At 71.1% G+C, this 12,386-nt stretch carries 10 protein-coding genes and 2 tRNA genes; 8 read left to right on the top strand and 4 right to left on the bottom strand.

Features of this window, described 5'->3' with window-relative positions; all coding sequences use genetic code 11:
* Window positions 1-22: 22 nt before the first annotated feature.
* Both ACIRO3_RS02410 and ACIRO3_RS02405 read right to left on the bottom strand, forming a co-directional pair.
* On the bottom strand, window positions 23-559 hold the full coding sequence (locus ACIRO3_RS02410; protein WP_404131661.1) for an NUDIX hydrolase: 537 nt from the start codon (window positions 557-559) through the stop codon (window positions 23-25).
* Window positions 556-1,992: a zinc-dependent metalloprotease gene (locus ACIRO3_RS02405; protein WP_361771011.1), complete on the bottom strand. Its 1,437-nt coding sequence runs from the start codon at window positions 1,990-1,992 to the stop codon at window positions 556-558. The genes ACIRO3_RS02410 and ACIRO3_RS02405 overlap by 4 nt, the downstream gene beginning before the upstream one ends.
* 192 nt (window positions 1,993-2,184) lie before the next feature.
* Between ACIRO3_RS02405 and ACIRO3_RS02400 the strand changes: the two genes are divergently transcribed.
* The 4 genes from ACIRO3_RS02400 (at window position 2,185) to ACIRO3_RS02385 (ending at window position 5,580) form a co-directional block, all read left to right on the top strand.
* Window positions 2,185-3,366, top strand: a complete 1,182-nt coding sequence (locus ACIRO3_RS02400; protein ID WP_361771013.1) for an SDR family oxidoreductase — start codon at window positions 2,185-2,187, stop codon at window positions 3,364-3,366.
* A 194-nt stretch (window positions 3,367-3,560) separates the two neighbouring features.
* Entirely contained in the window at window positions 3,561-4,022 is a 462-nt protein-coding gene (locus ACIRO3_RS02395) for a molybdenum cofactor biosynthesis protein MoaE (protein WP_053676397.1), read from the top strand.
* Window positions 4,023-4,189: 167 nt separating this feature from the next.
* A complete protein-coding gene (locus tag ACIRO3_RS02390) occupies window positions 4,190-4,387 on the top strand; it encodes a hypothetical protein (protein WP_404131659.1) in 198 nt (65 codons plus the stop codon).
* 104 nt (window positions 4,388-4,491) lie between these two features.
* Window positions 4,492-5,580, top strand: a complete 1,089-nt coding sequence (locus ACIRO3_RS02385) for a PDZ domain-containing protein (RefSeq protein ID WP_404131657.1) — start codon at window positions 4,492-4,494, stop codon at window positions 5,578-5,580.
* A 13-nt stretch (window positions 5,581-5,593) separates the two neighbouring features.
* On the opposite strand, the gene ACIRO3_RS02380 is transcribed toward ACIRO3_RS02385, so the two are convergent.
* The gene (locus ACIRO3_RS02380) at window positions 5,594-6,166 is read right to left on the bottom strand and encodes a PPA1309 family protein (RefSeq protein ID WP_199826455.1); all 573 of its coding nucleotides are present in this window, start codon (window positions 6,164-6,166) and stop codon (window positions 5,594-5,596) included.
* Window positions 6,167-6,298: 132 nt separating this feature from the next.
* Here ACIRO3_RS02380 and ACIRO3_RS02375 point away from each other — a divergent pair, with 132 nt between their 5' ends.
* From ACIRO3_RS02375 to ACIRO3_RS02360, 4 genes are all read left to right on the top strand, one after another.
* Entirely contained in the window at window positions 6,299-9,178 is a 2,880-nt protein-coding gene (locus tag ACIRO3_RS02375; protein ID WP_404132320.1) for a UPF0182 family protein, read from the top strand.
* A gap of 52 nt (window positions 9,179-9,230) precedes the next feature.
* Window positions 9,231-9,304, top strand: a tRNA-Met gene (locus tag ACIRO3_RS02370).
* Window positions 9,305-9,531: 227 nt separating this feature from the next.
* Window positions 9,532-11,388 (top strand): tetratricopeptide repeat protein, encoded by a 1,857-nt coding sequence (locus ACIRO3_RS02365; protein ID WP_404131655.1) that lies wholly within the window; start codon window positions 9,532-9,534, stop codon window positions 11,386-11,388.
* A gap of 327 nt (window positions 11,389-11,715) precedes the next feature.
* A tRNA-Met gene (locus ACIRO3_RS02360) sits at window positions 11,716-11,789 on the top strand.
* Window positions 11,790-11,925: 136 nt separating this feature from the next.
* Here ACIRO3_RS02360 and ACIRO3_RS02355 read toward each other — a convergent pair.
* The gene (locus tag ACIRO3_RS02355; RefSeq protein ID WP_366147247.1) at window positions 11,926-12,342 is read right to left on the bottom strand and encodes a Fur family transcriptional regulator; all 417 of its coding nucleotides are present in this window, start codon (window positions 12,340-12,342) and stop codon (window positions 11,926-11,928) included.
* Window positions 12,343-12,386: the final 44 nt, after the last annotated feature.

Below are 12,386 nucleotides of genomic sequence, written 5' to 3'. Positions count from 1 at the left end.
CGCGCATGCCCTCCCGGGCGTCTCACAGACGCGCCAGGCTCGCTTCCATCAGCCGCACCACCGAGGCGTCGGCCACCGCCGGCACCTGCGCGTACGGGAACCAGCGCAGGTCCAGCGACTCCTCGCTGATCTCCGCCACCGCGTCCGCCGGGGCCAGCGCCGCGTACTGCACGTCCAGGTGCCAGTTGCACGGCTGCGGGATCGGATGCCGGTCCAGCCGCACGGGCCCGCCCGGCAGCAGGGTCAGCCCGGCGGCGATCCCCGACTCCTCGACGGCCTCGCGCAGCGCCGCGCCCGCCAACGTGGCGTCACCGGGCTCGCAGTGACCGCCCATCTGGAGCCACATGCCGAGCTTCTTGTGCAGGGTGAGCAGCACGCGCCCCCGCGCCGGGTCGATCACGAGCGCGCTGCCCGTGACGTGTCCGGCCCGGCACGGCTTGTAGACCCCGTCGGGGTGGGCGGCGAGGTGTTCCAGGTAGACGTCCCGCAGCCCGCTCTGCTGCTCGTCCGTCCCTTCGAGGTCCTTCAGGACCGCGACCGCGTCGTCGTACAGGCTCACTTCTTCTCTTCGCCCTCGCTGTCGCCCCGGTCACCCTTGTCGCCCTGATCGCGCTTCTCGGCGGCCTCGCCGAGCATCTTGTCGATCTCGGAGAAGTCCAGCTGCTCGCGGTGCACGAACCCGTCCGGGTCGTCCAGGTCGGAAGCCGTCGGCAGCATGTCGGGGTGCTCCCACAGCCCGTCGCGCCCGTCCACACCCCGTGCGTCCGTGAGCGAGGCCCACAGCCGCGAGGCGTCGCGCAGCCGGCGCGGACGCAGCTCCAGCCCGATCAGCGTGGCGAAGGTCTGCTCGGCCGGACCGCCCGAGGCACGTCGTCGGCGCATGGTCTCGCGCATGGCGTCGGCCGAGGTCAGACGGGGCTTTGCGGCCTCGTGCACCACCGCGTCGACCCATCCCTCGACCAGCGCGAGCGCCGTTTCCAGGCGGGCCAGCGCCGCCTTCTGCTCCGGGGTGTCCTGCGGCTGGAACATGCCGCCCGCGAGGGCCTCCTGCAACTGCTCCGGATTCGACGGGTCGAGCTGACCGACCACGTCCTCCAGCTTGGAGGTGTCGACCGTGATGCCGCGGGCGTAGCCCTCGACGGCCCCGAACAGGTGCGAGCGCAGCCACGGCACGTGCGCGAACAGGCGCGCGTGCGCCGCCTCGCGCAGCGCCAGGTACAGCCTCACCTCGTCGGCCGGCACGCCCAGGTCCTTGCCGAAGCCCTCGATGTTCAACGGCAGCAGGGCCGCCTTGCCGGTCGGGCCCAACGGGAGCCCGATGTCGGTCGAGCCGACGACCTCGCCCGCCAGTACACCCACCGCCTGGCCGATCTGCTGGCCGAACATGGCGCCTCCCATGGAACGCATCATGCCGAGCAGCGGGCCCGCCATGGCCTGCATCTCCTCGGGCAGCACCCCGCCCATGGCCGCCCCGACGCGCTCGGCGACCGGGTCCACGAGCTCCTTCCACACCGGGAGGGTCGCCTCGACCCACTCGGCGCGGCTCCACGCCACCGCCGTGTTCGCACCCGACGGCAGCGAGGTCACCCCGTCCAGCCACAGGTCGGCCAGGCGTACGGCCTCCTGGACCGCCGACTTCTCGGCGACGCCGACGCTGGCGTCCTTCACACCGTCGGCCGTGCCCTGCGCGACGGTCTGGCGGGCGATGTCCTTGGCCATGTCCCAGTTCACGGGACCGCCCTCGTAGCTCAACATCTGGCCGAGCTGCTGGAAGGCCGCGCCGAGGTCGTTGGGATTCATGGCACCGAACATCGAGGCGAACGGGTTGTCCGCACCGCCCGGGCCGCCGGCGCCGCCCGGCAGGCCCATGCCGGGGAACCCGAACGGATTCGCCGGGCCGCCCTGACCGCCCTCATTGCCCTTCTTCTTGCCTTCGTCGCCGTTCTCCGGCTCCTCCGGCGGAAGGCCGAATCCGAATGGGGTGTCGCTCACGGGGTTTCCTCGGCTCGTAGGGCCGCCGGCGGGAGCCGACGGCAATGGTCCGACAACACCACCCAGCGTAGACACCCCGCCCGCTTCCGGGCTCGGTGCTCCGCCGACTCCTGGGCTGCGGCAGGATGGACATCACCTGGTAGGTGCGCGTCACGGTGCGCCCCTACTGAAGACAACCGCTGGAGACGCCTGGTGAGTTCCCCGGATCCGCAGCTTTCGGACAAGCACAGCAGCGCGCCGCAGGACGCCGAAAACAGCCCTGAGCACGGTGACGGCGCCCCTGACGTTCGCCAGACGCGAAACGAGACCGGCCCCCGACGGCACAACCCCGTCATCGCCGTGACCGGCGCCGCGTCGGGCGTCGGCGCGGCCCTGGTGGCCCGTCTCGTCGAATCCGACGAGGTCAAGCAGGTCGTCGCGATCGACGAGCGACGCGGTGACTGCGCGGCCGCGCAGTGGCACGTCCTGGACGTACGGGACCCCGCGATCGCGGAGAAGCTGCGCGGCGCGGACGTCGTCGTCCACCTCGCGCTCGACCTCGACCTCGAAACGGACCCGGCGGCCCGTACGGCGTACAACGTGCGCGGGACCCAGACCGTCCTGACGGCCGCCGCCGCGGCCGGCGTGCACCGGGTCGTGCTGTGCACCTCCGCCATGGTCTACGGGGCGCTCCCGGACAACGACATCCCGCTGACCGAGGACTCCGAGCTGCGCGCCACCGCCGAGGCCACCGGCGTCGGCGACCTGCTGGAGATCGAACGGCTCGGCCGCCGCGCACCCCGCGCGCACCCCGGACTGAACGTCACGGTGGTACGCCCCGCCGTCCTGGTCGGCGGCACGGACACGGCGCTGACCCGGTACTTCGAGTCACCGCGCCTGCTCGTGGTGGCGGGATCCCGGCCCACCTGGCAGTTCTGCCACGTCGAGGACCTGGTCAGCGCCCTGGAGTACGCCGCGCTGGAGAAGGTCGAGGGCGAGCTGGCCGTCGGCTGCGAGGGCTGGCTGGAGCAGGAGGAGGTCGAGGAGCTGAGCGGCATCCGCCGCATGGAGCTCCCCTCGGCGGTCGCCCTGGGCGCTGCGGCCCGACTCCACCGGATCGGCCTGACGCCGTCGCCGGCCGGCGACCTCGCCTACACGATGCACCCGTGGGTGGTCAGCGTCAGCGGGCTGCACGCGGCCGGCTGGCGGCCCCGTTGGACCAACGAGGAGGTGCTCGCCGAGCTGCTCCAGGAGGTCGCGGGCCGGCACACCGTCGCGGGCCGCCGCCTGGGTCGCAAGGACGCCGCCACGGCCGCCGGCGCCGCCGGCGCCACGGTCGCCCTCCTCGGCGCGGCCGCCGCGGTCCGCCGCGCCCGAAAGCGCCGGGGGATCTGAGGCCCGGGCCCGCCCGGTTCCGGGCCTCGCGCGGGCCCGGTCCGGGGCGCTCGGGGCCGGGTCGAAACCGGGCCGGGCCCCGGTCGAGAACGGACCGGGACCGCGCGTCCTGTAGGAGGCTCCATACGACCGGGTCGTACACCCGGTCGAAACGGCTATACCGCGATCCGGAAGCCGTGGTGCACGATGGCGGTATGGCTCCGCACTTCGACCACCCCGGCGAGCAGGCCGCACCGGACCCGATCCGCCTGCTCGAAATCCGCGAGACCCCGCTCTCGATCGACGAGGTCTTCCAGGCCGTCGGCGACGACGCGACGGGCGGCACCACCCTCTTCGTCGGCACCGTGCGCAACCACGACAGCGGAGCGGACGTGGACTCCCTCGGCTACTCCTGCCACCCGACGGCGGAGGCCGAGATGCGCCGCGTCGCCGAGCGGGTCGTGGCCAAGTTCCCGGTCCGCGCCCTCGCCGCCGTCCACCGCGTCGGCGACCTGTCGGTCGGTGACCTCGCGGTCGTCGTCGCCGTGTCCTGCCCGCACCGCGGCGAGGCCTTCGAGGCCTGCCGGATGCTGATCGACGACCTGAAGCACGAGGTGCCGATCTGGAAGCACCAGACGTTCGCGGACGGCACGGAGGAGTGGGTCGGCGCCTGCTGAGCGCCCCCGCGCGATCTCACACCCCCCGGCCGGAGGGCTGCCCCCGCAAGGGGGTAACCTCGCACCCGTTCGGCCGCGCAACACGCCCCCGATTTGCGTAACCCCTTTCCGGGCACGAGCGTTGAAGCCACGAACGACAAGTACTTTCGGGGCAGGGAGGCACGTCCATGGCGTCACTGGCGTGGTTGCTGATTCCGCTGATCGCCGCCATCGGAGCGGCGATATGGGGCAGCTGGGCGGCTCGCGACCGGACATCCGGCGACATATCCGAGCTGGCCGGCTACGCGCGGTTCCGCGAGGTCATGGACAAGAACGACCACACCAGGACGAAGGCGCAGGCGCACTCCGGTTCCGACGCCGTCTGAGGCGTCCCGCGAGTCCCCGTGGATCTCCTGAGGGTTCCCGCCCGCGCCCCCGTACGGCCCGGCCCCACGGGCCGCCTGCCAGGGGCGTCCCGTACTGTCGATCCATGCCACGCCGCACCGCGACGATGCTCGCTTCCACCCTCGTCCTGTTCGCGCTGCTCTGCGCAGGGGTGTTCCTGAAGGTCCCGTACTCCGAGATGAGCCCGGGCCCCACGGTGAACACGCTCGGGGACTCGCGCGGCGAGCCGGTCCTCAGCATCTCGGGGCGCAAGACCTACCCCACCAGCGGTCACCTCAACATGACGACCGTCCGGGTCACCGGCGCGGACTACGACATGAACCTGCTGGAAGCGGCGTACGGATGGCTGTCCGGCGACAACATCGTCGTACCGCACGAGAACCTCTACCCGAACGGGAAGACGGAGAAGCAGTCCACGCAGGAGAACGCCGAGGAGTTCAGCCAGTCCCAGGAGAGCGCCAAGGTCGCGGCGCTCAAGGAGCTGAAGATCCCGGTCACCCCGCACGTCATCGTGTCCTCCGTGGTCAAGGGCGGACCCGCCGAGGGCCGCCTGCACGCCGGTGACGTGATCAAGTCCGTGGACGGCACCCCGGTGGCCGAGGCCGCCGACGTGGCCAAGCTCGTCACCAAGCACAAGGTCGGGGAGCCCGTCGAGTTCGTCGTCGTCCCCGCCAAGGAGATGTCGGAGGCGGAGAAGGCCAACCGCGAGCCCGGCGCCACCGCCAAGATCACGGTCACCACGGGCAAGGCGGAGGACGACGGTCACGCCATCGTCGGGATCCGGGCCGGGATCGACCACACCTTCCCGTTCCCGATCGACATCAACCTCGCCGACGTCGGCGGCCCGAGCGCCGGCCTCATGTTCGCGCTGGGCATCGTCGACAAGCTGACCCCCGAGAACCTGACCGGCGGGAAGTTCGTCGCCGGCACCGGCACCATCGACGACGACGGCAAGGTCGGCCCGATCGGCGGCATCCAGATGAAGACCATCGGTGCCCGCCAGGCCGGCGCCGAGTACTTCCTGACGCCGGCCGACAACTGCGCCGCCGCCGCCTCCCACGTGCCCGACGGCCTGACCCTGGTGAAGGTGTCGACCATCGACGACGCCACCAAGGCGCTGGAGAAGATCTCCAAGGGGGAGACGGCCGGGCTGCCGCGGTGCGGCAGGCCCTGACGGTCCGGGCGGGTCAGTCCAGGAAGGTCGCGGCCAGCGCCTCGGCCAGCCCCGGCACCAGGGTCGCGCCCGTCAGCACCTCGGTCGACGAGTCCTTCTCGCGCAACCGGACGGCCGACTCCCGCGAGCCGTCCCGCAGGACACCCACGGTCAGCCGCACCTCCTGCCGGTCGGGGTGCCCGGCGACCCACTTGGCCAGCTGCTTGTCGCCGAGCCCCTCGGGTACGGAGGCCTCCGCCGACGGCGGCAGCATCAGGCGCTCCACGGTCAGCGCGCAGCCGACGATCGCGGCGGGCCAGGCGATCGTTCCCAGGAACTTGTCCAGAGGGGTCCCGGCGGGCACCTCGTCCTGCTCGATCGGGGTGAGTTGGCTCTTGCCCGCGTCGTCCTGATCGAGGCCCAGCTGACGGGCGAGGCCCGGCTCCTGCTTGCGCAGCTTGGCGGTGTCGACCAGGGCGAACAGCCGGGCCGGCTTGTCCCAGCCCAGGGTGGAGGCGTACTCGTCGATCTCTAGGACGGCGCGCGTCAGCGGGGAGGCGGCCATCGGGGTGCCGGCGGAAGGAGAAAGGTTGGACATGGACAACATCCTGCCTCCTTTCCACCCGATACCGGGAACTGACTAAAGCCTCAGTAAGTTGCATGAGTGGGCTCTACGATCGGGGGCCCCGTTGATGACCAGACCCAGCGACTTTCAGAGGTGCGCACCTTGGCTTTCCAGATGCCGGACCGCGGCGGAGGCCCCTCCGGGCCACGGATGAGAGTCGGCCGCCCGTCCCGGCGTGCCCGGACTCTATTGATGACCTTGGGCGTCCTGGCCGTCCTGGCCATGTTGTTCATCATGTTCGCGGGCTTCTGGACCGACTGGCTCTGGTTCCGGTCCGTCAAGTACTCCACGGTCTTCACCACCACCCTGTGGACCAAGGTCGGCCTCTTCGCCGTCTTCGGCCTGCTGATGGCGGCCGCCGTCGGGTTCAACATCTGGCTGGCACACCGGCTGCGGCCGCCGCTCAGCGCGATGTCGATGGAGCAGCAGAGCCTCGATCGCTACCGCATGAGCGTCGCCCCGTACAAGAAGTGGCTGCTCCTGGGCATCGCCGCCATCGTCGGCCTGATCGCCGGCGCCTCGGCGTCCGGCCAGTGGAAGACCTGGCTGATGTACGTGAACGGGGTGCCCTTCGGGCAGAAGGACCCCCAGTTCGGCCTGGACGTGTCGTTCTACACCTTCGACCTGCCCTGGTACCGGTTCCTGCTCGGCTTCGGCTTCGCGGCGATCGTGCTGTCGGTGATCGCCGCCGCCGTCGTGCACTACCTGTACGGCGGGCTGCGCGTGACCAGCCCCGGCGCCCGGGCCACGGCCGCCGCGACCGGGCACCTGTCGGTGCTGCTCGGCCTCTTCGTGACGTTCAAGGCGATCGCGTACTGGCTCGACCGGTACGGCCTCGCCGTGAAGTCCAGCGACTTCAAGGCCGCCGACAACTGGACCGGCCTGCGCTACGTCGATGCCAACGCGTACCTGCCGGCCAAGACGATCCTCGTCGCCATCGCCGCGATCTGCGCCGTCCTGTTCTTCGCCACCCTGTGGCGCCGGACCTGGCAGCTGCCGGTCATCGGCTTCGGCCTGATGGTCCTCTCGGCGATCCTGATCGGCGGGCTCTACCCGGCGATCGTGCAGAAGTTCCAGGTCCAGCCGAACGAGCAGGCCAAGGAATCGCCGTACGTCCAGAAGAACATCAAGGCGACGCGCGACGCCTACGGGATCGCCCAGTCCGAGGTCAAGGACTACCCGGGCGTGCCGCAGACCGAGGACAAGACCAAGCTGCGCCAGACCGCGGACACCACGGCCAGCGTCCGTCTCCTCGACCCGAACATCGTCTCGCCGGCCTTCCAGCAGCTCCAGCAGGTCAAGGGCTACTACGGCTTCCCGTCCACGCTCGCCGTGGACCGGTACAACGGCCAGGACACGGTCATCGGCCTGCGCGAACTGAACATCGGCGGCATCCCGAAGAACAACTGGATCAACGACCACTTCAAGTACACGCACGGCTACGGCGTGGTCGCGGCCAAGGGCACCACCGTCGGTGACCAGGGCGCCCCCGACTTCACCCAGTCCGACCTGCCCTCCAAGGGCATGTTCGGCACGGACTTCGAGCAGCGCATCTACTACGGCGAGATGACGAAGCAGTACTCGATCGTCGGCGGGCCGCAGAAGGAGCTCGACTACTCCGACGACAAGGGCGAGAAGGAGACGAGCTACAAGGGCGGCTCCGGGGTCAATCTCGACAACCCGATCAACCGGGCGGCCTACGCGCTCTCCTTCAGCGAGCCGCAGATCCTGTACTCCGGGGCCATCGGCGAGGGCTCGCGGATCCTGTACCACCGCACGCCCAAGGAGCGCGTCGAGGCCGTCGCGCCGTGGCTGACCATCGACGGGGCGCCGTACCCGGCGGTGGTCGACGGCCGGATCAAGTGGATCGTCGACGCGTACACGACGACCAACGGCTACCCGTACGCCTCGCGCACCACGCTGGGCCAGAGCACCGCGGACTCGCTGACCAACAGCCAGCGCGCGGTGGTCGCCCAGGAGAACCAGGTCAACTACATCCGCAACTCGGTGAAGGCGACCGTCGACGCGTACGACGGCACGGTCGACCTGTACCAGTGGGACAAGCAGGACCCGGTCCTCAAGACGTGGATGAAGGCGTTCCCGGACACGGTGAAGACCAAGAGCGAGATCCCCAAGTCGCTCATGGACCACCTGCGCTACCCGCAGGACCTCTTCAAGGTCCAGCGCGAGCTGCTCACCCGCTACCACGTCACGGACCCGCAGACCTTCCTCAGCGGCAGTGAGGCCTGGGCCGTCCCGGACGACCCGACCGTCAAGGCGGGCACGGCGCTTCCGCCGTACTACCTGTCGATGAAGATGCCGGGTCAGCAGGAGAAGGACCAGGTCTTCTCGCTCACGACGACGTTCACGCCGAACGAGCGGGACAACCTGAGCGCCTACATGGCGGTCAACGCCGATCCGGGCACCCCGGACTACGGCAAGATCAGAATCCTGAAGCTGCCGACCAGCAAGCCGGTCGACGGCCCCAAGCAGGTGCAGAGCAAGTTCCAGTCCGAACCGAAGATCGCGGAGTCGATCCGCCTGTTGCGCGGTGGTGACTCCGAGGTCGAGTACGGAAACCTGCTCGCGGTGCCGCTCGACGGCGGAATGCTCTACGTGGAGCCGGTGTACGTCCGCAGTTCCGGGCTGAAGTACCCGCTGCTGCGAAAGGTGCTCGTGACCTACGGCGGCCAGACGGCCTTCGAGGACACGCTGGAGAAGGCACTGAACGTGGTCTTCGGGGCCGAGGCGCCGACCGTGCCCGTGACCCCGGAGAACCCGCCGGGTGAAGGCACCGTCACCCCGCCGACCGCCCAGGACCCGACGGTCAAGGCGGCGCTGTCGGACGCGCAGAAGGCCATCGAGGCGGCCGAGAAGGCCCGCCAGTCCGGTGACTGGACGGCCTTCGGCAAGGCGCAGGAGGACATCAAGGCGGCGCTTCAGCGGGCGATCGACGCCGAGGCGAAGCTCACGGCTCCCAAGCCCGGAGGCTGACGATCACTTGGTAATGGCTCCGTCCCGCGTCGTGCTACTGTGGTTTTACCGACGCGGGGTGGAGCAGCTCGGTAGCTCGCTGGGCTCATAACCCAGAGGTCGCAGGTTCAAATCCTGTCCCCGCTACTGAAAACGAAGGCCCGGATCCCATGGGATCCGGGCCTTCGTCATGTCCGCGAAGGGGCGCGGACGAAGCGCGTGACGAACGCGTGACGGACACGGGGTCGCTGGGGCGGGTGAGTTGGAGCAGGAGCGTGTTTGACTTGTCTCTCTGTGGGCATGTCGACAAAACGCTGTAGTGACCTCACTGGCTGCGACATACCAGGTGTACGCGGGTAGCAGGTGATGCGACGATGGGATTTATGGGGGACAGGTCAACTCTGCTGGAGACAGGGCGGTTTGTGAGGGCGGAGGCCGAGCCGGGCACGGGAGCCGTTGAGGCGGCTCGCACCGTTAACGCGCAGACCGCACTGACCGATGCGGATTTCGCGGACGAAGCCTTCGGTGAAACCGACGTGGCCAGTGACGCCGAGTTGGAAGCCCGTCACCGGGTGGCCGCCGACAAGGGCGACCCCGGTGCCATGAGCGTGCTCGGGGCGCTGCTGCTGCGCCGCGGCGACCTGGCCGGGGCCGAGCCCTACCTGCGCGGAGCCACGGGCGAGGGCGACCGGGCCGCCGCCAACAACCTCGGCGTGCTGCTGCACCAGCGGGGCTACCCGGAAGAGGCCGCCGGCTGGTGGCGCGTCGCCGCCGTGGCCGGATCCGCACCCGCCGCGCACGCCCTCGGCCGCTACTACCGCGAGCGGGGGGACGAGCCCGCCGCCGAGTACTGGCTGCGCCAGGCGGCGGAATCCGGCCATGCCCTGGGCGCGTACGGACTGGCCGACCTGCTGGAACACCGCGGCGACCGGGGGGTCGAGCGCTGGTTCCGTGCCGCCGCCGAACAGGGGCACCGCGAAGCCGCGTACCGACTGGCGCGGCACCTGCGCAAGGGCGACCCCGCCGAGGCCGAACAGTGGTACCGGCAGGCCGCCGCGCGCGGACACCGCCGGGCCGCCCTGCACCTGGGCGCGCTGCTGGAGGCACGCGGGGAACTCAAGGAGGCCGGGCGCTGGTACCTGACCTCCGCCAAACAGGGCGAGGCCCGGGCGGCCTGCGCCCTCGGGTTCCTGCTGCGCGACGCCGGCGACGAGGACAGTGCGGCCGCGTGGTGGCACCGGGCCGCCCAGGACGGGGACGGCAACGCCGCCAACGCGCTGGGCGCGCTGCACGCCGCGCGCGGAGAGACCCAGACGGCCGAGAAGTGGTACCGGGCAGCCATGGACGCGGGCGACCAGAACGGGGCGTACAACCTCGCTCTGCTGTGCGCCGCACAGGAGCGGACCGCGCAGGCCGAGCAGTGGTACCGGCGCGCGGCGTACGCGGGCCACCGCGAGGCGGCCAACGCGCTCGCCATCCTGCTGTTGCAGGGCGGCGACACCGAGGGCGCCGAGCCGTGGTTCTCCAAGGCGGCGGAGGCGGGCAGCGTGGACGCCGCCTTCAACCTCGGGATCCTGTTCGCCGGCCGGGACGAGGACCGCACGGCCCTGAAGTGGTACGAGCGGGCCGCGTCGGCGGGACACACCGACGCGGCGCTCCAGGTCGGCATCGCCCTCGTGCGGGACGGCGAGGAGCGGGCCGCCGAACGCCACCTGCGGTGCGCGGCGGGCGGCGGCAGCGCGGAGGCGGCCTTCCGGCTGGCCTCGCTGCTGGAGTCGCTGGCCCCGCCGCCGGAGCCGCCGGCGCTCGGCGAGTCCGCGGGCGGCGCCGCGCGCACCGAGAGCGAGGAGTGGTACGAACGGGCCGCCGAGCACGGCCACCGCCGGGCGCAGGTGCGGGTCGGGATGCTCGCCGCCGCGCGGGGTGACCTGGCGATGGCGGCGCGGTGGTACCGGGAGGCGGCCGAGGCCGGCTCCCGCAACGGGGCCTTCAACCTGGGCCTGTTGCTGGCACGGGAGGGCAACGAGCCGGAGGCGGCGCTGTGGTGGACGCGGGCGGCCGTGTCCGGACACGGCCGGGCCGCGCTGCGGCTGGGGCTGCTGGCCGCGCGTCAGGGGGACCTGACGGAGGGGCAGAAGTGGTGCGTGCGGGCCATGGAGCTGGGACCGGCGGAGGTGTCGGAGCGGGCCGCCAGGCTGCGGGACGCGCTGGCGGAGGAACTCTCGGCCTGACCCCCCGGGACGGCCGACCCGCTCATGCGGGCCGTCCGGGGGCGGCGCAGGCGGGTGTACGCGTCGAGGGCCGAGCGGACCGGAACGCCGCGCGTACTCCCGGACCGGGGCCGTCGCCGACAGGGTCGGGCGGGACGCGGACCAGATGCCGTCCGCCGCCACCGGGTCCCCGTCCACGTCCGCGGCACGGGCCCGCTCGCCCGTGACGATCCGGGCACCGGCGCGTACCTCCTCCGCCCGCAGGACCCCCCGTCTCTTGCCTCGAGGACTGGCCGGTTAACCGATTTGCATCTGCCGGGGGGCCTCCCGTAAAGTCAGGTTTACCGACGCGGGGTGGAGCAGCTCGGTAGCTCGCTGGGCTCATAACCCAGAGGTCGCAGGTTCAAATCCTGTCCCCGCTACTGAATGCCGAAGGCCCGGATCCCATGGATCCGGGCCTTCGGTCGTTTCCGGATCGTTCCCGGATGGAAAGCGCGGTACGAAGAAGGGCCCGGAAGCGGAATGCTTCCGGGCCCTTCTCGTGTGGTTCCGGGGTGGTCAGGCGACCGCGCAGTTCGGGCAGACCCCGCGGTACGTCACCTCGACGGCGGAGACCACGAAGCCGAAGCGCTCGCCGTCGGGCAGGTCGGCCAGCGGGTCGCCGGCCGGATGGACGTCGCGGATCGCGCCACAGAGGGCGCACACCAGGTGCTGGTGCGGCCGGTGCGCGTTCGGGTCGTACCGCTTGGCGCGGCGGTCCGTGGACACCTCCAGGACCTCGCCGAGGGACACGAGCTCGCCCAACGTGTTGTAGACGGTCGCCCGGGAGATCTCCGGCAGCCTCGTCACGGCACGTGCGTGCACCTCGTCTGCCGTCAGGTGAACGTGGTCACCGTCGAGCACCTCGGCCACGACGCGCCGCTGTGCGGTCATGCGCCATCCGCGTCCGCGGAGTCGTTGCAGCAGGTCACTCATGGACGCCAGCCTAACAGCGTGGGGACTCCGTGTAACTCCCGATC

The sequence above is a fragment of the Streptomyces sp. NPDC102278 genome (genome assembly GCF_044766345.1).
Taxonomy (GTDB): Bacteria; Actinomycetota; Actinomycetes; order Streptomycetales; family Streptomycetaceae; genus Streptomyces.
The sequence above is the reverse complement of the archived record's forward strand: the minus strand, read 5'-3'. Positions and strand labels throughout refer to the sequence as shown.